Annotated in this window: 18 protein-coding genes; 13 read left to right on the top strand and 5 right to left on the bottom strand. The window is 72.4% G+C overall.

Annotation, left to right across the window (positions count from 1 at the left end):
• Positions 1 to 18 precede the first annotated feature (18 nt).
• Positions 19 to 1,047, bottom strand: coding sequence for a UDP-glucose 4-epimerase GalE (galE, locus tag ACLJN9_RS24410; RefSeq protein ID WP_410813857.1), 1,029 nt, complete (start codon positions 1,045 to 1,047; stop codon positions 19 to 21).
• Between the two features lie 172 nt (positions 1,048 to 1,219).
• Between galE and ACLJN9_RS24405 the strand changes: the two genes are divergently transcribed.
• From ACLJN9_RS24405 to ACLJN9_RS24365, 9 genes are read left to right on the top strand one after another with little or no spacing between them, the layout of a single operon-like run.
• Positions 1,220 to 2,398: an inositol-3-phosphate synthase gene (locus tag ACLJN9_RS24405; protein ID WP_410813856.1), complete on the top strand. Its 1,179-nt coding sequence runs from the start codon at positions 1,220 to 1,222 to the stop codon at positions 2,396 to 2,398.
• On the top strand, positions 2,395 to 3,324 hold the full coding sequence (locus ACLJN9_RS24400; RefSeq protein WP_410813855.1) for an HD domain-containing protein: 930 nt from the start codon (positions 2,395 to 2,397) through the stop codon (positions 3,322 to 3,324). Before ACLJN9_RS24405 ends, ACLJN9_RS24400 begins: the two co-directional genes overlap by 4 nt.
• The gene (locus ACLJN9_RS24395) at positions 3,321 to 4,463 is read left to right on the top strand and encodes a class I SAM-dependent methyltransferase (protein WP_410813854.1); all 1,143 of its coding nucleotides are present in this window, start codon (positions 3,321 to 3,323) and stop codon (positions 4,461 to 4,463) included. The genes ACLJN9_RS24400 and ACLJN9_RS24395 overlap by 4 nt, the downstream gene beginning before the upstream one ends.
• Before the next feature lie 5 nt (positions 4,464 to 4,468).
• Positions 4,469 to 5,458 carry a Gfo/Idh/MocA family protein gene (locus ACLJN9_RS24390; protein WP_410813853.1) on the top strand — a complete coding sequence of 330 codons (990 nt, stop codon included), beginning with the start codon at positions 4,469 to 4,471 and terminating at the stop codon, positions 5,456 to 5,458.
• 2 nt (positions 5,459 to 5,460) lie between these two features.
• Complete coding sequence (locus tag ACLJN9_RS24385) at positions 5,461 to 6,288, top strand: hypothetical protein (protein WP_410813852.1); 828 nt, start codon at positions 5,461 to 5,463, stop codon at positions 6,286 to 6,288.
• Positions 6,285 to 7,772, top strand: coding sequence for a YcaO-like family protein (locus ACLJN9_RS24380; RefSeq protein ID WP_410813851.1), 1,488 nt, complete (start codon positions 6,285 to 6,287; stop codon positions 7,770 to 7,772). The genes ACLJN9_RS24385 and ACLJN9_RS24380 overlap by 4 nt, the downstream gene beginning before the upstream one ends.
• Positions 7,769 to 8,665, top strand: a complete 897-nt coding sequence (locus ACLJN9_RS24375) for a sugar phosphate isomerase/epimerase family protein (protein ID WP_410813850.1) — start codon at positions 7,769 to 7,771, stop codon at positions 8,663 to 8,665. Before ACLJN9_RS24380 ends, ACLJN9_RS24375 begins: the two co-directional genes overlap by 4 nt.
• 11 nt (positions 8,666 to 8,676) lie before the next feature.
• Positions 8,677 to 9,903, top strand: a complete 1,227-nt coding sequence (locus ACLJN9_RS24370; RefSeq protein WP_410813849.1) for a glycosyltransferase family 4 protein — start codon at positions 8,677 to 8,679, stop codon at positions 9,901 to 9,903.
• Positions 9,904 to 9,923: 20 nt separating this feature from the next.
• Positions 9,924 to 10,685: a PIG-L deacetylase family protein gene (locus ACLJN9_RS24365; RefSeq protein ID WP_410813848.1), complete on the top strand. Its 762-nt coding sequence runs from the start codon at positions 9,924 to 9,926 to the stop codon at positions 10,683 to 10,685.
• A gap of 22 nt (positions 10,686 to 10,707) precedes the next feature.
• Here ACLJN9_RS24365 and ACLJN9_RS24360 read toward each other — a convergent pair whose 3' ends face one another.
• Together ACLJN9_RS24360 and ACLJN9_RS24355 are read right to left on the bottom strand one after the other, a co-directional pair.
• The gene (locus tag ACLJN9_RS24360; protein ID WP_410813847.1) at positions 10,708 to 11,679 is read right to left on the bottom strand and encodes a GlxA family transcriptional regulator; all 972 of its coding nucleotides are present in this window, start codon (positions 11,677 to 11,679) and stop codon (positions 10,708 to 10,710) included.
• A gap of 139 nt (positions 11,680 to 11,818) precedes the next feature.
• Complete coding sequence (locus ACLJN9_RS24355; protein ID WP_410813846.1) at positions 11,819 to 12,193, bottom strand: cupin domain-containing protein; 375 nt, start codon at positions 12,191 to 12,193, stop codon at positions 11,819 to 11,821.
• A 240-nt stretch (positions 12,194 to 12,433) separates the two neighbouring features.
• Between ACLJN9_RS24355 and ACLJN9_RS24350 the strand changes: the two genes are divergently transcribed.
• On the top strand, positions 12,434 to 13,357 hold the full coding sequence (locus ACLJN9_RS24350; protein ID WP_410813845.1) for an alpha/beta fold hydrolase: 924 nt from the start codon (positions 12,434 to 12,436) through the stop codon (positions 13,355 to 13,357).
• Between the two features lie 33 nt (positions 13,358 to 13,390).
• Here the strand turns inward: ACLJN9_RS24350 and ACLJN9_RS24345 are convergent, their stop codons facing one another.
• Entirely contained in the window at positions 13,391 to 15,508 is a 2,118-nt protein-coding gene (locus tag ACLJN9_RS24345) for an MMPL family transporter (protein WP_410813844.1), read from the bottom strand.
• Positions 15,509 to 15,564: 56 nt separating this feature from the next.
• Here ACLJN9_RS24345 and ACLJN9_RS24340 point away from each other — a divergent pair, with 56 nt between their 5' ends.
• The 3 genes from ACLJN9_RS24340 to ACLJN9_RS24330 all read left to right on the top strand — a co-directional run bounded on the left by ACLJN9_RS24340 (position 15,565) and on the right by ACLJN9_RS24330 (position 20,386).
• A complete protein-coding gene (locus tag ACLJN9_RS24340; RefSeq protein ID WP_410813843.1) occupies positions 15,565 to 16,017 on the top strand; it encodes a MarR family winged helix-turn-helix transcriptional regulator in 453 nt (150 codons plus the stop codon).
• A 42-nt stretch (positions 16,018 to 16,059) separates the two neighbouring features.
• Positions 16,060 to 17,127 (top strand): ATP-dependent DNA ligase, encoded by a 1,068-nt coding sequence (locus ACLJN9_RS24335; RefSeq protein WP_410813842.1) that lies wholly within the window; start codon positions 16,060 to 16,062, stop codon positions 17,125 to 17,127.
• Between the two features lie 181 nt (positions 17,128 to 17,308).
• Complete coding sequence (locus ACLJN9_RS24330) at positions 17,309 to 20,386, top strand: S8 family peptidase (protein ID WP_410813841.1); 3,078 nt, start codon at positions 17,309 to 17,311, stop codon at positions 20,384 to 20,386.
• 271 nt (positions 20,387 to 20,657) lie between these two features.
• On the opposite strand, the gene ACLJN9_RS24325 is transcribed toward ACLJN9_RS24330, so the two are convergent.
• Positions 20,658 to 21,854, bottom strand: a complete 1,197-nt coding sequence (locus ACLJN9_RS24325) for a PP2C family protein-serine/threonine phosphatase (protein WP_410813839.1) — start codon at positions 21,852 to 21,854, stop codon at positions 20,658 to 20,660.
• Positions 21,855 to 21,962: the final 108 nt, after the last annotated feature.

Raw genomic sequence — 21,962 nt, 5'->3', positions numbered from 1 at the left:
AGCTGACTGCCGGCCGGTTCAGCTGGCCAGCCGGTGCGGCAGCGGCGCGAGGTCGGGCAGCAGCCGCTCCCGCCGGCTGTGCCACGCCAGCGCGTCCCGGATGCCCGAGGCCAGGTCGTGCTCCGCCCGCCAGCCGAGCAACTCCCAGGCAAGGGCACTGCGGGTGTACGCGCCGGCGGAGTCGCCCGGCCGCCGTACCGCCTCGACCGTCCGGACCGGACGCGCGATCACCTGGTTGAACGCCGCGACCAGCTCCCGCACGGTGGTGCCGGTTCCGGTGCCCAGGTTGATCGCCCGGTGCGGGCAGGCGCCGGGGGGAAAGAGGTCGTCGAACCGCTCCAGCCCGCGGAGGTGGGCCGCGGCGAGGTCCCAGACGTGTACGTAGTCACGCAGGCCGGTGCCGTCCCGGGTGGGCCAGTCCGAGCCGGTCACCGGGAAGGGCGTTCCGGTCAGGTGTGCCTCGACGAGCCGGCCCAGGGCGTGCGTGGGGGCCGGAACCTGCAGACCGGTTCGCAGCAGCGGGTCCGCTCCCACCGGATTGAAGTAGCGCAGGGACAGCACCCGCAGCGGGCTGCTCGCGGCGACGTCGGCGAGCATCCGCTCCACCACCATCTTCGTGGAGGCGTACGGGCTGGTGGCGTGCAGCGGCGACGCCTCGTCCACGGCGAGGCCGCGGTCCGGCGCGTAGATGGACGCCGACGAGCTGAAGATGATCCGGTGCACCCGGTGAGCGAGGAGCCGGTCGACGAACTCGAGCGTCGCCGACACGTTCGCCCGGTAGTAGTCCACCGGCCGGGCCACCGAGTCCGGCACCACGATCAGCGCCGCGCAGTGCACCACCGCGTCGATGTCCGGATGCCGTCGCAGGACGTCGTCGACCACGTCGGCGTCGGCGATGTCGCCCTCGTGGAAGATCCGCCCGTAGCAGAACTCCCGCCGACCGGTGGTCAGGTTGTCGAGAATGACGGGGGTGTGGCCGGCGTCGATGAGCCGGGTCGCGATGGTGCTGCCGATGAATCCGGCTCCCCCGGCGACGAGGACCTTCACGAGCCAACCTCCCCTGGTCGTGCCCGCCTCCACCTGCATCTTCACCGGAACCGACAGCGCGGCGACGGGAATTGCCCGATCCCGCCGGATCGACGAACTCCCATGACTGGTCCGGCGTTCAGCGGGAACACGGCGGCCCGGATCAGAGAGACCGGCGGGGACTGGGGGAAGCGTGACGGGTCGACGGGTTGGGGTAGCGGTGGTCGGGCTGGGTGGTGCGGTCGCCACCACCGCGGTTGCCGGTGTGGAGTTGCTGCGGCTCGGGACGGGGGACATGTCCGGGCTGCCGCTGGCGGGTCGCACCGATCTGGTGCCGTACGAGGCGCTCGTCTTCGGTGGTTGGGATCTCGCCGTGGACGACCTGGCCAAGGCCGCCCAGGTGCACCGCGTGGTCGAACCGGCGCACCTCGAGGCGGTCGCCGAACCGATGCAGGAGATCCGACCATGGCCGGCGGTCGCCGATCCGGCGTACTGCCGCAACGCCAGCGGCGCCAACGTGGTGCCGGTCGGGCCGCTGCGCGGCCGGGTCGAGCACCTCCGCGCCGACCTGCGCCGTTTCCAGCAGACGCAGGGGCTGGATCGTGTGGTGGTCGTGAACCTCGCCTCGACCGAGGCCCGTCCCGACCCGGGCGCACCGGTGCTGGCCGAACTGGACGCGTTCGAGGCGGGTCTGGACCACGACGACGCGGCGATCACACCCGGCCTGCTCTACGCGTACGCCGCGATCCAGGAGGGCTGCCCGTTCGTCAACTTCACCCCGAGCCTCGGCGCCGAGGTGCCGGCCCTGCTGCAACTGGCGCGGCGGCAGGGTGTGCCGGTCGCCGGCAAGGACGGCAAGACGGGTCAGACCCTGGTCAAGACGGTGCTGGCGCCGGCGTTCCGGTCCCGTGCACTGACCGTCGAGGGCTGGTACTCCACGAACATCCTCGGCAACCGGGACGGTCAGATCCTGGACGATCCCTCGTCGCTGGCGAGCAAGCTCGACACCAAGGGTTCGGTCCTCAACCAGATCCTCGGCTACGACGTGGACGACCACGTGGTGCGCATCGACTACTACCGGCCGCGGGGGGACGCCAAGGAGGCGTGGGACAACATCGATCTGATCGGCTTCCTCGGCCAGCGGATGCAGATGAAGATCGACTTTCTGTGTCGGGACTCCATCCTCGCGGCGCCGCTCGTGCTCGAACTGGTCCGGTTGATCGACGAGGCCGCCCGTCGCGGCGAAGCTGGCGCGCAGGAGCAGCTCGGATACTTCTTCAAGGCGCCCACGACCAGCGACGGCCGGCCTCCCGAGCACGCGCTGCACGCTCAGGAGCGGATGCTGCTCAGCTGGTTGGACCAGCCGGCATGACCACCGAGCTGGTCGCTGTCCCAGCGGACCGGCTGGCCTCGGTGCCGACGCTGTTCCGGGAGGTGGGCGACCTCAAACGGGTCCGGGTGGCGCACGCTGTCGGCTCCGCCGCCCAGCGGGCCTTCGTCCGTGCCTGGTCGGCGTTGGTGGCCGGCGCCGACGTGGGTGGCGTCGCGGCCCGGGAGTGCGCCGCCGCGGTCGCCGGGGCCCGGCTCGGCGGCCTGGATGCCGCGAGCCTCGTCGCCTGCGGCCTGAGCGCCGCGCAGACCGAGACGATCCTGCGCCGGGCGATCGACGACCTGGCCGTGGACCTGCACCCGGTCACCGCCCGGTGGCTGGACTCCGCGCTACCCGCCCTGGTTGCGGCGCAGCCGATCGGAGCCGGGAAACCGCCGTCCTTCGTGACCGCGCTGTGCGACCAGCCCCGGGCCGGCGCGACCGCCCCGGGCCGGCCCCGACTCGTCGTCGAACCCGCCGAGAACCACGCCGAGCACTGCTGGGCCGTCGCCGTCTACGCCGCTCTGCTCGCCGAGGACACCGGCGCCGACCCGGGCGACGCGTTCCTGCTCGGATTGGCCCACCACCTGCACAACGCCCGGATGCCCGACGCGGGCTTCGCCGGCGAACAGCTGCTCGGCGCGTACCTCGACGAGGTCGTCGACCGGCTCACCCGCGACGAACTGGCCGACCTGCCCGAGCCGCTCGCCGCCCGGACCGGCGCGGTGCTGGCGCACCGGGCGGCTGCGGAGACACCGCTCGGGCAGGCGTTCCACGCCGCCGACGTCCTCGACCGGGTGCTCCAGGTGCACCATCACGCCCGTGCCGCCGCCTTCACCGTGGAGCAGGCGCTCGTGGATTTGGAGCTGGTGCACGACGGGCCGGTGCTCGGCTACCACCGGGACGTGCTGCGGGCGGCCGGATTGTGACCGCCGTCGGCGCTCCCGTCGCGGTGACCTGGCGCGGCCCGGACGGCGCACCGCTGCGTGCCGACACCGCCCACACGCTGACCGACGGCGAGCGTCGCTGGCCGGTGGTGGAGGGGATCCCCTGGCTGCGGCCCGCCCGCGACGAGTTGCGGGAGCGGGCGGTCGCCGCCCTCGACCGCGCCGACCCGGACAGCGCCGCCGTGGTCCTGCTCGCCGACGCCGACGACTGGTGGGACGCCGCCCCACCCGCTCCGGCGCGGCTGCGCGCGGCCCTGCGGGCGCGGACCCTCAGCGAGGCCGTCGACCTGCTCGCCCTGGGCCGCGTCGGCAGATACTTCCAGCACCGCTGGAGCGACCCGAGCTGGCTGGCCGCCCTCGCCCTCACCGCCGCCCACCCTCCGGCGAGGCGGCCGGTGGTCGACCTGGCCTGCGGGGCCGGTCACCTGCTGCGCCACCTGGTTCGGCACGGGAACCCCGGGGCCACCGGCGTGGACGTCGTCTTCGCCAAGCTCTGGCTGGCCCGCCGCTTCGTGCTGCCGCCGGCCGCGCCGGTCGCGCTGGTCTGCGCCGACCTGACCGCCGGTTGGCCACTGCCCACCGGGGGTACGCCACGCCACGTCGCGTGCCACGACGCGCTGTACTTCCTGCCGGACAAGCCCGCCTTCGTCGCGGCCGCACTCGACCTCGCCGGCCCGGGCGGCGCGTTGCTGCTCGGTCACCTGCACAACGCGCGGCACCCGGCCGGCCGGGCCGGGCTGCCGCTCGACCCGGACGGCTGGACCGCGCTGCTGCCGGGGGCCACCGCGTACGCCGAGGAGGAGCTGACCGGCGCCGCCGTAGCCGGACGGACACCGGCTCCGGCCGATGCCGCGGCCCTGGCCGGCACCGAGGCTCTCGGGCTGGCTCGCGACGAGGCCGACGCGGCCGCCGACCCGGCGCTGGTGCTGCCGCCGGCCGGCAGCACCCTGCGGCGCAACCCGCTCTACGGCCACGACGGCACCCGGCGCTGGCCGGACGAGCGGTGGGCGACCGAGTACGGCACCCGGGCCGCCTCCTACCTGCCCGGGCGCTGGCCGGACACACCGGGACCGGACGCTGCGCGACGCCGGCTCCTGCTCGACCTGCCCGAGCGGTGGTGAGCGCGGTGGACGACGCGTCGGGCTGGGGAATCGTCGGCTGCGGCTGGGTCGCCCGCGAGTACGTCGCCCCGGCGGTGCGCGCGAGCGGCGGTCGACTGGTGGCCGCCTGCGACCGGGACGCCGACGCCGCCCGGGCGCTGGCCCCCGAGGCGCTGGCCACCACCGACCTGGACGCGCTGCTCGACCACCCCGGCGTCGAGGCCGTCTACGTGGCGACCCCCAACCACGCCCACGCCGACGTGGTCGCCGCGGTGGCCAAGGCCGGGTTGCCGGTGCTGTGCGAGAAGCCCCTGGCCGCCGACCTGTTCGAGGCCCGCAGGCTCGTCAGCGCCGCCGACGGGGTGCTCGCCGGTGCCGGGTTCGACCAACGCTTCCACCCCGCCCACCGGCGCATCGCCGAGCTGGTCGCCGCCGGTGACCTCGGAACGGTCACCGCCGTCCGGATCGTCTACGGCTGCTGGCTGCCGCCGGGCTGGAGCCCGGACGGCCGTACGCACGACAACTGGCGGGTCGACCCGGCCCGCTCCGGCGGCGGCGCGCTCATCGACCTGGCGCCGCACGGGATCGACCTGGTGGGTGTCCTGCTCGGCGACGACCTGACCGAGCTGACCGTCCGCACCCAGCGCCGGGTGCACGCGTACGACGTGGACGACGGGGCGGTGCTGCTGGGTTCGACCGGCGGCGGCGTTCTGGTGCAGGCGCACGTGTCGTTCAACACCGCCGATCCGTTGCCCCGCCGCCGGTTGGAGGTCGTCGGCACCCACGCCCAACTCGTCGCGGTGGACACCATGGGTCAGACCGCCGGCGGCACCCTCACCCGTCTGGACGCGGCGACCGGCGTCGCCGCCGACGTGCCGTTCGACGCCGCCACCGGCCCCTTCACGGCCCAGCTGAGCGCCTTCTCCGCCGCCGTCCGGGGCGCGCCCTGGCCCTGGCCGCTGGAGCGCGACCTCCGCCTGTACGAGCTGCTGTGCACCGCCGCCGGAAGGAGCTGACCATGCCGTTGCAGCCGTACGCCTGCGGCAACTGCGGGTTCTGGCAACGGTGGTTCGCCGCACCACCGTTCTGCCCGGTCTGCACCGACGTCCGCAACGCGCTGCCCGAGGACGGCTGGGACTTCGCCCGCGCCGACGACGTCGCGGCCGGCCGGGAGGCACGGTGGGCGGAGGTGACCCCCGGAGTGACCGGCTACTGGTGCGAGCCGCAGCTGGGGCTCGGCAGCACCGGCTGGGTGATCGAGACGCCGGCCGGCCCCGTCGGCTGGGAGGCCGCCGGCTGGTATCCGCCGGCGGCGCTGACCCGGCTACGCGCCGCTGGTGGCCTGGTGGCGCTCGGCGCCAGCCACGTGCACGGCTACGGGGCGCTCTGGCAGCTCCAGGACGAGCTGGCTCCGCCGGTGCTCGCCATCGGCGTGGACGACCTGGTCTGGACCAAGGCCTTCCGGGTCACCTGGCCGATCGACGACCGGCACGAGCTGGCGCCCGGACTTGTCGTGTACAACAGCGGCGGCCACTTCCCGGGGCACAACGTGCTGCACGACTCCCAGCGGGGCATCCTCTTCGTCGGTGACCTGATCAAGGTGGACCTGGCCGGTACGACCCCGGTGGGGCTCTCCTGCCACAAGGCGTACCACGCGCAGGTGCCGCTGTCGCACGCCGAGGTACGCCGCGCCCGTGAGCTGGTCGAGCAGGTCGACTTCGAGGCTGTCGCCACCCCCTTCGAGTACGCCGCACCGGTTTCCCGCAAGCAGGTGCTCACCCTGTTCGACCGGCAGCTCGCCGGGCAGCCGGTGGCCGGACCGATCCCGATCGAGGAGTTGTCATGACCGGAGCGTTGCGTCCTCCCGCGGTCACCGTCGCCGCGCCGTCGATCGCCGACCGGCTCGCCGACGCCCTGCCGCCGGGAGAGGTGGGGGACTTCGACGTCAGCGCGCTGGACCGGCTCGGGCTGCCGGTCGTCGCCGCCGACCATCTTGGCGACGGCTGGCCGCGCGCCGTCGCCTTCGGCTACGGGGGGACCGCCGAGCAGGCGCGGATCGGCGCGTACGGCGAGCTGGTCGAGGACCTGCTGCTGCACCGCCACCTGCGCGCGCTGACTCTGCGCCACGCCTCCCTCACCGAGTTGCGGCGTGAGGTGGGCCCGACCGGCGTGGTCGACCCACGGTCGCTGGTGCTGCCTGCCGGGACGGTGGTCGACGACGACCAGCCGCGCTCCTGGCTGCCCACGGTGCGCTGGCGTACCGGTGAGACGGTGCTGGTGCCGGCGGAGTTCTGCGCCACGTCCGACGCCGACCTGCCCGGGCAGGACCCCACGGAGCGGCTGGTCACCGTGATCACCAATGGTGCCGGCGCCGGCGACACCATCGAACGGGCCGTCGCGCACGGCCTGCTGGAACTGCTGCAGCGCGACGGAAACACCACCGCGTTCCGGGCGATGGACCGGGGCATCGTCATCGACCTCGACGCGGTTGCCGACCCGGTCACCCTGACCACGCTGGACCGGCTGCGCAGCGCCGGAATCGAGGTGTTGGCGAAGCTCGCCAGCACCGCGTTCGGAATGGCCGACGTGCACGTGGTCGGCATCGACGCGGACCCACGGACGCCACCACTCACCGTGACCGCGTGCGGAGAGGCGGTGCACCCGGACCGCGAGACCGCGCTGCGCAAGGCGCTGCTGGAGTACGTCTCCTCCCGCTCCCGGAAGGTCTTCGCCCACGACCCGATCGACCGGGTGCGCCCGGTCGCGCCGGAGGCGTACTGGCAGCGTGAGTTCGCCCGGCCGCCCGCGCCGCAGGAGCCACGCGCGCTCGACGCCATGCGGCGCTGGACGCGGCTCGACGGCCAGCGGCTGCTCGCCCTGCTGGAGCCGACCGTGCTGGCCCAGCGCGAGAGCGTTGCCTTCTCGGCGTTGCCCACCGTCGCACCGGGCAGCCTGGACGAGCCGCCGGCCCTGCTGGACGAGCTGCTGCGTCGGCTCGCCGACTTCGACGTCCTGGTTGTCGCGACCCCGAGTGACGACGCGGCCGTCGCGGTCAAGGTGATCGTGCCGGGCCTCGAGGCGGAGACCATGTCCTACGGCCGGATCGGCGCCCGAGGCGTCGCGCGGCTGGGCGAGCGGGACTCGCCCCTGGTGGGGTACGGGCCCCCACCGCGCGTCGGCACCGCGGCCGTGATCCTCGACGAGGCCGGCCGGGAGCGGCTGGGTGGCACCGCCTGGTTCGACCTGGCGGGAGCCGCGCAAATCGTCGGCCCGCTCTATCCGCTCTACCGCGAGCCCAGCCGGCACGCCGTCGCCCGGAGCGGACGATGACGCTTCGCTACGCCTACAACACCAACGGACTCACCTCGCACCGCCTTTCCGACGCGCTCGACCTGCTGGCGGATGCCGGCTACGACGGGGTCGCCCTCACCGTCGACGTCGCCCACCACGACCCGTACGCCCCGGACCTGGCCGGCCGTACCGAGCAGTTGGCCCGCCGGCTGTCCCGGCTGGGCCTGGCCAGTGTCGTGGAGACGGGTGCCCGGTTCCTGCTCGACCCACGCCGTAAGCACCACCCGACCCTGGTCGCGCCCGACGAGTCCGACCGCGCACGGCGGCGCAGCTTCCTACGGACCTGTGTGGACGTCGCGGCCGGCCTGGGCAGTGAGGCGGTGTCGTTCTGGGCCGGGGTGCCGCAGCCGGGACTGGATCGCGATCGAAGCTGGCGTTGGCTGGTCGACGGGGTCGCCGACGTGGTGGATTACGCGGCCCGGCGGGGTGTGGTCTGCGCGTTCGAACCCGAGCCCGGGATGCTGGTGGACGACTGCGACGACTGGGCGCGCCTCGCCGCCGAGGTGCCCGGCCTGACGCTCGCCCTGGACACCGGCCACTGCCTGGTGTCCGGCCGGCACAGCCCGGCCGAGGCGGTGTACGCGTTCGGCCCCCGTCTGGGTGCCTGCGCGGTCGAGGACATGCCGCGCGGCAAGCACGAGCACCGGGCGCCGGGGGAGGGCGACATGGACTTCCCGGCGGTGCTCGGCGCCCTCACCGACGTCGGGTATCCCGGGCTGGTCAGCGTCGAGTTGTCCCGCGACGCACACCGGGCCGACACCCTGGTGCCGAGCGCCCTGGCCGCGTTGCGCGCCGCCGAGCGGAAGGCCGCGTTGCGCGCCGCCGAGCGCCAGGGCGACGCCGGTACGCGGGTGCGGGCGGGCGCGTCGTGAGGATCTGCTTCGTGTCCCGCCGGTACTGGCCCGCGGTGTCCGGCATGAGCGCGTACGCCGAGAACCTGCTGCGGCACCTGGTGCGGGCCGGTCACGAGGTCACCCTGGTGTCGCAGTACCGGGGCGACGAGGCCGGGCGGGCGATCTACGGTGGTGGGCCGCCGCCGCCGGACCGGGTGCCCCACGGGGTGCCGGTGCACGCCCTGGAGGCGCGCGGTGAGCAGGCCGTCTCCCGGGGCGAGCCGGCGGACTTCGAGGCGGACGTGACGGAGATGACCGCGACCGTCCTGCGGCTGCACGCCGAGCGCCCGTTCGACGTCCTGCACGCGCAGTACGCGTACCCGAACGGGTTGGCGGTGCTGCGCGCCGCCCGCGCGGCCGGCCTGCCGGCGGTGGTGTCGGTGCAGGGCGGCGACGGGCACTGGGTGGGCACCTGCTGCGACACGCACCGCGACCTGGTGCGTGCCGTGTTCCGGCACGCACCGGCGCTGCTCATCGGCTCCCCGTCGTTCGCGGCCGAGGTGTCCGCCCGGCACGGCATCGACCCGTCCCGGTTCACCGTCGTGCCGGGCGCCACCGACGCCGAGCGGTTCGCGCCGGCACGCCCGTTGGGTCGGATCGGCGAGCCGGTCGTGCTGCTCTACCACGGGCGGGTGGACGCCCGGAAGGGCGTCCTGGACCTGCTCGACGCGGTGGCGGGCCTGCGCGCGCAGGGGGTGCCCGTCCGGCTGGTGATCTCTGGCATCGGCCCCGACCTGGAGCTCACCGCCGCCCGGGTCGCCGAGCTGGGTCTCGCCGCCGACGTGGACCTGCTCGGCATGGTGGGGTACGACCGGGCACACGAGGTGTACGCCGGAGCCGACATCTTCGTCAGCCCCACCTACGCCGAGGGCTTCTCGAACACCATCCTGGAGGCGATGGCGACCGGCCTGCCGGTGGTCTCCACCGACGTCGTCGGGGTCCGCGACTGTGTGCGCCCGGAGGAGAACGGACTGCTGGTGCCGGCCGGGAACGCCGAGGCGCTCGGCAGGGCGGTACGCCGGCTGATCGACGACCCGGCGCTGCGTCGCCGCCTCGCCGTGCAGGCCCGCCGCGACGTCGAGGAGCGGTGGAGCTGGCCTGTCGTGGCCGGTCAGATCACCGACGTCTACCAGGGACTGTCCGTCGACGTACCGGAGATCGTCGATCCACCGGTGGACCCCGGGTGTCGCTTCCTCGCCGCCCCCCACCTCCTATGAGCCGCGTTCGCGGTCGTGCGGTGGCCGTGAGTCCGCACCTGGATGACGCGGTCTTCTCCGTGGGCGGCACGCTCGCCGAGCTGGTCGACGCCGGCTGGCGCGTTCAGGTGGTGACCTGCTTCACCGCGACGGTCGCCGAGCCGTCTCCGTTCGCCCTCAGCACCCAGCTCGACAAGGGGCTGCCGGCCGAGGTGGACTACATGGCGCTGCGGCGTGCCGAGGACCGCGCCGCCTGCGCCGTCCTCGCCGCCGAGCCGGTCCACCTTCCCTTTCCGGAGGCGCCGCACCGCGGCTACCGCAGCGCCCCGGAGCTGTTCGCCGGCGTACGCGCCGACGACCGGATCGGGGCTGCGCTGCGGGATGCGTTGCGACTGTCCGTCGCGGCGGCCGACCTGGTGCTCGCCCCGCAGGCCCTCGGCGGGCACGCCGACCACCGGATCGTCGCCGAGGCGGTTGCCGACCTCACCGACGCCGCGCTGTGGTGGCGCGACGTGCCGTACGTGCGGCGCGCCCCGCGGGAGTCGCCGTGGCGGGTCGTGCCGCGCGGCCCGGACCTGGCGTTGCCGATCGGGGACCAGCTCGACCGCAAGATCAGAGCTGTGCGGTGCTACACGACGCAGCTCGGCTTCCAGTTCGGTGGGGCTGCCGAGGTGGCACCGGTGCTGCGCGATCTGGCGGTGGCCGAGGGAGAGCGAGGTGGGGCTGCGGAGCCGGTGGAGCTGCTGCGCTGTCCGAGTCATGTCCCGTCGACATTCCCGACGGCCGCGATACGCCTCGGATGAGCAGGACACCCGGACCTGTCGACTATGGGGTCGGTGCGCCGGCGGTGCTGCGGAAGCGCGCGCGGTAGGTGGTCGGTGAGACGCCGAGGTGCTGGTGGAAGGCGCGTCGCATGGTTTCGCCGGAGCCGAACCCGGCCGTCGCCGCGACCGTCTCCACCGGGTCGTCGCCACCCTCCAGCAGCGCCTGCGCGGCCTCCACGCGGACCGACTCGACGTACTGGCCGGGGCTCAGTCCGGTGTGCGAACGGAACAGGCGGGTCAGGTGGCGGGGGCTGACGCCGACGCGGTCGGCGAGCCGCTCGGTGGCGTGGTCGGCCGCCGGGTTCGCACTGACGTCGTCCATCGCGCTACGCAGGACGGCGTGCGGAGCCGTCCGGCGGGTCAGGCGGGCACTGAACTGCGACTGCCCGGCCGGCCGGGCCATGAAGACGACCAGGTCCCGAGCGACCTCGCGGGCAAGGTCGGGGCCGTGGTCCTCCTCGACGATGGCCAGCGCGAGGTCGATGCCGGCGCTCACCCCGGCGGAGGTGATCAGCGCACCGTCGCGGACGAACACCGGATCACTCTCCACCCGTACCGCCGGGTAGGCGAGCGCCAGATCCGCGGCCAACTTCCAGTGGGTGGCGGCCCGGCGTCCGTCGAGCAGCCCCGCTTCGGCCAGCAGGAATGCCCCGGCGCACACCGAGGCCACCCGACGGGTGCGTGCCGCCAGTCGTGCCACAGCGGCCACGACCGGCTCGTCGCGGACCGCGGCACGCCAGTCGCTGCGCCCCGGCACCACCACGGTGCCCAGCCGCTGCGGCAGATCCGCGAGATCCCCGTCGACACCCAGCCGTACGCCCGAGGAGGTGCGCACGTCGGCGCCGTCGACGGAGACGACCCGCACGTCGTAGCGGGCGCCGTGGCCGTTGGCCGTCGTGAACACCTCCGCCGGCCCGGTGACGTCGAGAAGTTGCACCTCGTCGAAGACGAGGATCGTCACGGGGTGCCGCATGCACCACCCACCTGCCCCATCGTCGGTACCGAACAGCTGGCGCCGGCGGCCCTGCCCAGTCTGCCCGGCCACCGGTGCGGGGGCCATGACCGTACGGACCAGATACCCACAGATCCGGCCAGCAACGGGGCAGACTCCCTCACTCGACCTTGGTGAGGAGTGGCTTGCCCTTCTCGACGACGTACGTGGCCAGTTCGACCGCGACGCCGTTGCCGACGTTCTTCGCCTGGTGATGGACGCCGTAGGGCACGGTGAGAGCGTCACCGACATTGCACACCACTGGCTTCTGGCCGTCGAGGGTGTATTCCAGCGAGCCCTGGAGAACGCAGATGATCTCTTCGCCGGGATGGAAGTGCTTGAACGGCGGCGAGTCCGGTGTGAATTCGACACGGGTCTGGATGACCTCACGCCCGGGAATGCTCAGGTCGTGCTTCTGCAGATCGATGCGCCACAATCCCGGTGCGCTCTCGACCGCCGTCGGACTGATGCCCTCGGGTCGTTCGTTTCCACTCATCACGGCCTCCTCTGAGCCGTCGTGCCGACGGCGATCACTCCGGTCGGTAGGTCCACTCGCAGGATAGGTGGCCGCCGGTCGGCCAGGGGGAGGACCGTCGAACGAGGGTGACGCCGACGCGCCGATACCGCGTCCGCGCCGCAGCCCGTTTATCCGCTATCAACTCCCGGTCCGCGGGCCGATCGCTAGAGTCGTGAGGTGGCAGGTGCGCCGGGCTGGTATCCGATCTGAGGAGCACTCGTGGACGACAACCGCGCCGGGGTCGGCTCGACCGGCTTCCCGGGTGACCTGCGACAGATCGATGCCGGGGTCCTCAACGTCGGCTACGTCGACGCCGGTCCGCCCGACGGGCCGCCTGTCATTCTGCTGCACGGCTGGCCGTACGACATCCACAGTTTCGTCGACGTCGTGCCGCTGCTGACCGACGCCGGCCGTCGGGTCATCGTGCCGCACCTCCGCGGCTACGGCACGACCCGGTTCCTGTCCGGGGATACGGTCCGCAATGCCCAGACGGCAGCTATGGCTCTCGATGTCGTGGCACTGATGGATGCCCTCGGCGTGGAGCAGGCGACGCTGGCCGGGTTCGACTGGGGCGGCCGTACGGCCAACGTGCTCGCCGCGTTGTGGCCCGAGCGCGTCACCGCTCTGGTCGCGGTGAGCGGCTATCTCGTCGCTAGCCAGGATTCGGGTAAGGTTCCGCTCCCTCCGAGCGCCGAACTGTCCTGGTGGTACCAGTACTATTTCGCCACCGACCGTGGCCGCGAGGGTTACCGGAAGAACGTCCACGATTTTGCCCGGCTGATCTGGCGAACGGCCTCCCCGAAATGGGATTTCGACGACGCGACATTCAATCGCAGCGCGGCCTCCCTGGACAATCCCGATCACGTCGACATCGTCATCCACAACTACCGGTGGCGCCTGGCCCTCGCTGCCGGCGAGGCGCGGTACGACGACATCGAGCGACGACTCGCCGACAAACCGACGATCGAGGTGCCCACCATCTCCCTGGAGGGGGACGCCAACGGCGCGCCCCATCTGGAGCCCAGCACCTACCGCAAGCAGTTCTCCGGTCGGTACGAACACCGCACCGTCAGCGGCGGCGTCGGGCACAACCTGCCCCAGGAGGCGCCGCGCGACTTCGCCGACGCGGTGCTGCAGGTCTGACCGCCCGGCGGCAAGGTGGCACCGGGCCGCCGGTCACGGCTGCGGCGCGGCGTCGGGCTCGCGCGGCATCGGTGCAACGCGCAGGAGCCTGGCCAGGCCGCGGGGGATCGACCAGTTGAGGTCGCCGAGCAGGACGACCAGCGCCGGGGCGAGCAGGGCACGGACGATCAGGGCGTCGATCGCGATGCCCAGCGCCAGCGCCGTCGCGAGGATCTTCACCTCGACGGCGGGGACGGTGGAGAGCGCGACGAACGCCAGGAACAGGATCAGTGCCGCCGAGGTGACCAGCCGGCCGGTACGGGCGATGCCGTCGATGACCGCCCGCGGTGTCGAGCCGTGCTCGTCGTAGGCCTCGCGCATCCGGGCCAGGATGAAGACCTCGTAGTCCATGGACAGCCCGAACAGGAACGCGAACACGGCGATCGGCACCCAGACCGTGAGCGCGCCGCTGCCCGCACTGCCGAACAGCAGTTCGCTGCCGACGCCGTCCTGCCAGATCAGCACGGTGATGCCGTACGCCGCCCCGATGGACAGGACGTTGAGCAGGAGCGCCTTGACCGGCAGCCACAGCGACCTCAGCGCGCGGGCCAGCAGCAGGAAGGTGACCACGACGATGACCAGGAGGACGAGGGGAGCGTTGCCGTAGACGGCGGTGACGAAGTCCGCGTCCTCGGCCGGTCTGCCGCCGACCCGTGCGCCGGGGATGTCGGCCGCGGTGTCGCGTACCCCGGTCAGTGCCGCACGGCCGGTGGGCGCGGTCGGGTCGCCGGTCACCCAGACCTGGATCAGCTGGCCCGCTGACGTGCTCCAGCCGGGGCCGGTGGGAGCTACGGCTGCGGCGACGCCCGGCAGTGCCGCGAACCGGTCGGCCGCGGCTGCGGCATCCCCGCCGCGCACCAGCACCTCCAGGGGGCGCAGAACACCGGGGCTGAGACCGGAACGGGTGATGTCCGCCGCGGCGGTGCCGGCCGGCGTGGTGGAGTCGTACGCGTCCAGTCGGGGCGAGCCGAGCCGGAGCCCGAGCAGCGGGGCAGCCAGGAGCAGCAGCACGGCGGTACTGGCAAGCGCCACGAGGATCGGCCGGCGGACCGCGGCGGTCGCGATGCGCCGCCAGGCCGGACTGCTCGGGTCGGTGACCTGTCGCCGGGGCCACTGCAGGCGGGTCCCGACGCTGGCCAGCAGGACCGGCACCAGCGTCGTGGCGGTGGCGACGCTCAGCAGCGGGATCAGCAGGCCACCGAGGCCGATGCTGCGCAGGAAGGGCAGCGGTACGGCGACCAGGGCGGCCAGCGAGACCGCGACGGTGATGCCGCTGAAGACCACCGAACGCCCGGCGGTCGCCATCGCCTCCTCGACGGCCGCGGTGCTGTCCCGGCCCCGAGATCGTTCCTCCCGCCAGCGCATGACGATCAACAGTGAGTAGTCGATGGCCACGCCCAGACCGATGAGGGCGACCAGATACTGCACCACGAACGACACGTCCGTGACGGCGGTGAGGGCGAGCAGGCAGAGGAACGTGGCCAGGATGGAGATCGCCGCGACCAGCAACGGAACGGCGGCCAGCAGGGAGCCGAAGACCACCGCGAGGACGATCAGGGCACCGAGCCCGCCGAGCACCACCTCGAGAAGAACGCCACGCCGGCCACCGCCGCCCGAGGTCTCCTCCAGGACGGTGGCGCCCGTGACAGCCAGTGGCTGACCGCCGACGTCGGTGCGGGCGGCGGCGGCCTGGATCGCCGGCAACGCGGCGGCGTACGGCTCCGGGCCGGGCACGACCGGCGGGTAGACCAGCGCCACCAACGTCCGGCCGTCGGCGGCGGCGAGATACGCGGCGTCGGCCGGGGTGACGAGCCGGCTGCCGGGAACCGCGGCGGCCACCGTGCCGACCTGCTGCTCGAACGCTGTCCGGGCGGCCTCGTCGACGCTCGCCGTGCGGCCGACCAGGACCAGCGGATCGATCGCGCCGCCGCCTCCGGATACCCGGGTGATGAGCTGGTTCGTCTCGTACGCCGGCTGCCCGGGCAGGGCGAACTCGTAGCTCAACGCGTCGACCGTGCGCGGGGCCAGCAGGCCGCCGCCGACGGCGATGGTGAGCCAGCCGACGACCACGAGTGTGCGGTGCCGAAGGATCCAGGTCGTCCACCGTCGCATTGCCCCGCCTAGGTATAAGGAGCCTTATGGTCCGTCAGGAACCTTATACTGCCACCGTGGCAGATGTCGATCCCGGGTGGTCCGGTGGTGACCCCGGTGCCGTCATCGGGTGGACGCTGGTGCGGGCCCATCACCAGGTGGCCCGGTTGTTCACCGAGACCCTGGCTGCGGCCGGCCTGACGCCGGCCCAGTTCGGCGTCCTGGTGCAGCTGGCCTCCGAGCCGGCCCTGAGCCAGGCCGAGATCGCCCGCCGGGTGCTGGTCACCCCGCAGAGCATCGGCGAACTGCTCACCTCGGTGCAGCGTCTCGGCCTCGTCGACCGCACGCCCGCACGCCCGGGCCGGGCCACCACGGTGACGCTCACCGTCGCCGGCCGGGCGGCGCTCGACCGGGCCACCCCCCTGGTCCGCGACCTCAACACACCGCAGGCGCTGGGCCTGACCCCGCAGGAGGGCGCCACCCTGAACACTCTGCTGCACAAGGTGCTGCGCGCCACGACCGACCCGTGACAACGGCGTGCGTCGCCCGCTTTCTGGGGGACGATGCAAGCCATGGACCTGCCCGTCATGCCTCCCGTCCTGCCCATGCTGGCCAAGCCCGTCAGTGAGATACCTGCTCGGCAGTTCTACGAGCCGAAGTGGGACGGCTTCCGGGCGGTGATCTTCCGCGACGGCGACGACGTGGAGATCGGCAGCCGTAACACCAAGCCGATGACCCGCTACTTCCCCGAGGTGGTCCAGGCTGTCCTGGCGAACTTTCCCGAGCGGGCCGTCATCGACGGCGAGATCATCGTCGCCGACACCGGTCGCAACACCCTCGACTTCGAGGCTCTCCAGCAGCGCATCCACCCCGCCGCCAGCCGGGTGAGGCTGCTCGCCGAACAGACTCCGGCCAGCTTCGTCGCGTTCGATCTGCTCGCCCTGGGCGACGACGATCTGACCGAGCGGCCCTTCATCGAGCGGCGCGAGCTGCTCGACCGGGCCCTGGCGGACGCGGAGCCGCCGATCCACACCACCCCGATCACCCGGGACGAGGACACGGCCCGACGGTGGTTCAGCGAGTTCGAGGGCGCCGGCCTCGACGGGCTCATCGCCAAGGACCCCGAGCTGACCTACCAGCCCGACAGGCGGGTCATGACCAAGATCAAGCACCGGCGCACGGCCGACTGTGTGGTCGCGGGCTACCGGTTGCACAAGTCCGGTGACGATCGGGTCGGCTCGCTGCTGCTGGGCCTCTTCGACGACGGCGGCACGCTCGTCTCCGTCGGCGTCATCGGCGCCTTCCCGATGGCCGTTCGGCAGGAGCTCTTCGTCGAGCTGCAGCAGCTCGTCACGACCTTCGACGGTCATCCGTGGAACTGGGCCGCGCACGAGCAGGGTGAGCGCACCCCGCGGCGCAACGAGCAGAGCCGTTGGAACGCCGGCAAGGACCTGTCGTTCGTCCCGCTACGCCCCGAACGCGTGGTCGAGGTCCGCTACGACTACATGGAGGGCGAACGGTTTCGGCACACCGCACAGTTCGAGCGCTGGCGGCCCGACCGCGAGCCGCGTTCCTGCACGTACGCCCAACTCGAACGACCGGTCCGCTTCAACCTCGCCGACGTGCTCACGAGCGACTGACCGGCTCCCGAAACCGCTGGACCCCGTCCGCTGATGACACGAAAACCACTCGTAACGTTACGAGTTCATTTCGGAGATCACGGAAGGGTAAACCGTTCTTCTCCGCTGTCGTTTCCCACTCCTAGGTTTCGTCCGCTGGCGCCACCAGCGGCGGCCGGCACCGAAGTGGAGGACGACAGACGTGCCACTACCCAACGCGCACCTGCCCGGCTGGATCAAGCGAAGGCCGGTCGGCATCCTGGCCGCCGCCGCGCTGGCCGCGGCTGGTCTGGTGACCGCGCCCGGGGGTGCCGCCGCGTCGGCCCCCTCCACCAGCGTGGGTCCGACCACCCGCTACCTGGTGCAGCTCGCCGACCAACCACTGGCCAGCTACCCCGGTGGCATTTCCGGCCTGGCCGCGACGAAGCCGGCCGACGGCGCCAGGCTCAACCGCAGTTCCAGTGGCGCCCGGGCCTACCAGGAACACCTTCGCCAGGAACGGGCGGCGGTGCTCAGCCAGGCTCAGGTCCCCGCCGGCCAGACCCGGGTCACCCTGGAGACCGCGTTCAACGGCTTCGCCGCCGACCTGACCAGGGCGCAGGTGGCGCGGCTGCGTGGCACGCAGGGCGTCAAGGCCGTGTACGCGGACGTCACGGTGCACACCCTCGCCTCGCACACCACTCCCGACTACCTTGGCCTGACCGGCCGGGGCGGAGTGTGGCAGCAGCAGTTCGGCGACGTCCGTCACGCCGGTGAGGGCGTCATCGTCGGCGTCATCGACACCGGTTACTGGCCCGAGAGCAGGAGCTTCGCACCGTTGCCCAGTCCGCGGCCGGACCAGGCGGTCATCGACGCCAAGTGGAAGGGCACCTGCGACGTCGGCGCCGAGGCGCAGGTCGCCTGCAACAACAAGGTGATCGGCGCACGCTGGTACAACGACAGCGGCATCGCCGACATGTTCCCCGACGAGTACTCCTCGCCGCGGGACCGCAACGGTCACGGCACGCACACCGCGAGCACCGCGGCCGGTGACAACGGTGTGCCCGCCTCGATCGGTGACCAGTCCCTGGGCGCGATCTCCGGCATGGCTCCGGCCGCCCGGCTGGCCATCTACAAGGCGCTCTACGACAACGGCGCCGGCTCGGCAAGCGGCAGCGGGGTCGACATCGTGCACGCCATCGACGACGCGGTGGCCGACGGCGTCGACGTCATCAACTACTCCGTCGGCGATGACAACGACACCTTCACACCGATCGAGCAGTCGTTCTTCAACGCCGCCGCGGCCGGCGTGTTCGTCTCCGCAGCAGCTGGCAACTCCGGCCCCGACGCCGGCACGGTCGACAACTCGACGCCCTGGGTGACCACGGTGGCCGCGAGCACCACCGACGAACAGTACGGCCGAACCCTCACCCTCGGTAACGGCAAGAAGATCATCGGGGTGGGCGTGGGCTCCGCCACCGCAGGGCCGGCGCCGCTGGTCTCGGCGAAGGCCGGCGCGCTCGACCCCGGCGACACGCAGGGCGCCGAACTCTGCGCCGATGGCCAGCTCGATCCGGCCAAGGTCAAGGGCGCGATCGTGTTCTGCCTGCGCGGCGTGATCGATCGGGTCGCGAAGAGCGCCGCCGTGGCAAAGGCTGGCGGCATCGGCATGGTCCTCTACAACAACACCGTCAACTCCCTGGACGCCGACATCCACTCGGTGCCCACCGTGCACATCACCACCATCGACGCCCCGGCCGTGGCCGACTACATCGCTGCGGGCGGTGCGACGGCGGCGATCTCGGCGGGCACCCTGACCAGCGTCGAAGCGCCGCAGATCGCCGGTTTCTCGTCGGCGGGCCCGTCGTACCTCAACGACCGGGACCTGCTCAAGCCGGACATCAGCGCGCCCGGCGTGGATGTCGCCGCGGCCTTCTCCCCGGCCCTCGGCGGGCAGAACTTCGCTCTCGAGTCGGGCACCTCGATGGCGACGCCGCACATCGCCGGCATCGCCGCCCTGCTGCGGGCCAAGCACCCGACGTGGTCACCGGCGGCGATCCGCTCGGCGATGATGACCAGCGCCGTGGACACCACGGACAGGGGCAACCCGATCAAGCTGGGGAACACCGACGCCACGCCACTGAACTACGGCGCCGGCCAGGTCCGCCCGGGCGGGGCGTTCGACCCGGGACTGGTCTACGACTCCACCTCCCAGGACTGGCTGAGGTATCTGTGCGGGCTGGCCGCGAAGGGCGCCCAGGTGCCCTCGGACGACTGCGCGACGACTGGCGCGATCGCGACGAACCAGCTCAACTACCCGTCGATCTCGATGGGCAACATGATCGGCACCCAGACCGTCACCCGCTCCGTCACCAACGTCACCGACCGGACCAGCACCTACACCTCGGTTGTCAAGGCGCCTCCCGGCTACAAGGTCAAGGTCACTCCCGCGAAGCTGCAGATCCGGGCCGGCCGCACCGCGACGTTCAAGGTCGAGATCACCAACCGGACCGGCGCCGTCGACACCTGGGCGGATGGCTCTCTGAGCTGGAACGACCGCTCCCAGCACCACGTCCAGATCCCCCTGGTGGTGCACAACACCGGCCTGATCGCACCCGACTCGGTCGACGGAACCGGCGCCTCCGGCACCTCCCGGATCAGCGCCCAGGTCGGCTACCAGGGCAAGCTCGTCAGCCAGCTGTACGGTCTGACCGCCGGCACCAGCACCACGACGACGCTGCGCGGCGACGCGCCCATCTGGGACTTCAGCTCGCCGGACAACCTGCCGAACCCGTTGCCGGCGTCGCTCTACCGCGGCACGGTGCACGTGCCGGCCGGCACGGTGAACCCGCAACTCCTGGTCACCGGGCAACTCGCACACTGCGACGCCATCGACTGGAGCGTCGACCCGCTGCCACCGTGCGCGGAATACATGATGGAGGTCTACGACAGCACCGGCAGGCCCTTGGGCAACCCGTACGGCGGCCCGACCGGCGCCACCTTCGCACTGCCGGGTGCCGGTGACTACACCTTCGTCATCGAGCAGCTCTACGTGCTCAACGCGCCGGCTGGCGAGGGCACCAACACGTACACCATCACCACCCTGCTGCCCGGTGTGCCGGGCACCTCGTCCGGCAGGCTGACCATCGATCCCAGGCAGCGCACCGTGCAGGCCGGTGCGACGGCGAACCTCACGCTGCGCTGGTCGGGGCTCACCCCCGGCCGCCTCTACGTCGGCGCACTGGTGCTCAGCGACGGCAACGCGCCCATGAAGACCATTCCGATCAGGGTACGGCCGTGAGATCTGGTCGACGGTCGCGCGGCACGGCGACGGTCTGCCTTCCGACCCGGCCGGCTGACACCGGGGCCTGAGCGGACGGGCAGGGGACACCACCGAACGGCGGTGCCCCCTGCCCGACAGCAGGTCACCGGGCCGGCCCGGACCTCTAGGCCACACCGGACAGGAAGTCTGCCGCGACCGCTGGCACCTACGGTGCTGCCGCGCCCCGGCTGTGGGCGACGGGCGGATGCGGTGGCGCGACGTTTCCCGCGGGTGGTCGGAACAACCAGCGTCAGGGGAGGGGTCGAGTCGGGCCGTGCCACTGGAGGAGCAGGACGGTGGCGTCGTCCTGGAGGCAGTCCTGCTGGTGGGCGAGGATCGCGTGCACCAGCCGGCGGACGGTTTCGGCGGCCGGAAGCTCCTCGGCGAGAGCGCGGGTGGCGAAGTCGACGAGGCGGTCGAGGCCGAACGGGGTGCCGGTGTCGTCACGAGCTTCGGTGATGCCGTCGGTGTAGAGCAGCACCTGATCGCCCGGTTCCAACGCGTGTCGGATGACGATCGGCGGCCTGCGGTCGCCCAGGGTCACGGGTAGGGCGGTCGGCGTGGGCAGGACCGTCACGACGCGGCCGTCCCGCAGGACGATTCCGCTGGGATGACCCGCGGAGATGACCTGCAGCACGCCGGTGTCCTGGTCGAGCTCGGCGAGGACCGCGGTGATCAGACCGTGCCGGTCGTGGGCTCTGATCGCGTCGTCGAGGTGGTGGTAGGTGGCGGTCAGGTCGACGCCGCCGCGTCGTGCGTTGCGGTAGGCGGCCAGCGCGATGCACGCCAGCACGACCGCGCGCATTCCACCGGAGGAGCCGTGCCCCACCGCGTCGAACAACGCCAGATGGGCGGTGTCCTCGTTGACGGCGTAGTCGAAGGCGTCGCCACCGACGTCGTAGCAGGGCTCGAGGATTCCGGCGATGGTGGTGCGGCTGGTGGCGAAGGTCAACGGCGGAAGCTGTGCCCGTAACATCTCCGCCGCCAGCCGCATCGGCTCACGGCGGCGGAGCTGTTCGATGGTGTCGCTGTACAGGTCGCAGGTAACCACCAACTCACCGACCAGCGCCGCGATCGTCGCCAGATCGGCTACCGCCTGCTCGCCCAACGACTGCTCGGCGGCAACCTCCAGCACCCCCATGCGCTCGCTGCCGTCCAGCAGCGGCACCCACAGCACCCGCCCACCGTCGGGTGCCTCGTCGAACGTCGGGGCCAACGTGGAGTACGCGTGGCCCGCCACGGAGCCGTCCACCATCATCCGGGTGCGCCGCGGAGCGTCGCCGCCCTGCAGGGGCAGCAGCTCGCGCTGCTGGTGGTCGACGACGTAGATCACCAGCGAGGTGACACCGAGTAGCGTGGCGGCCTGCATGACCATGCCCGAAAGGTCTTCCGGGCGCGCCCGGTATCCCTGACGGATCAGTTGACGGATCGCGTCGAGGGTGCTCACCGGACCTCCTCGCCCGGCGCGATCACCGGCTCGTGCGCCGATTCAACCAGACCAGAGGGCCATGGACGAATCCTGCCCCTGTCCTGACGTGCGGGAGCCCACCCCCGA

Origin of the sequence: Micromonospora sp. 067-2, from assembly GCF_046549295.1 — a bacterium.
Lineage (GTDB): Bacteria > Actinomycetota > Actinomycetes > Mycobacteriales > Micromonosporaceae > Micromonospora.
This window is presented reverse-complemented; position numbering and strand designations above follow the sequence as displayed.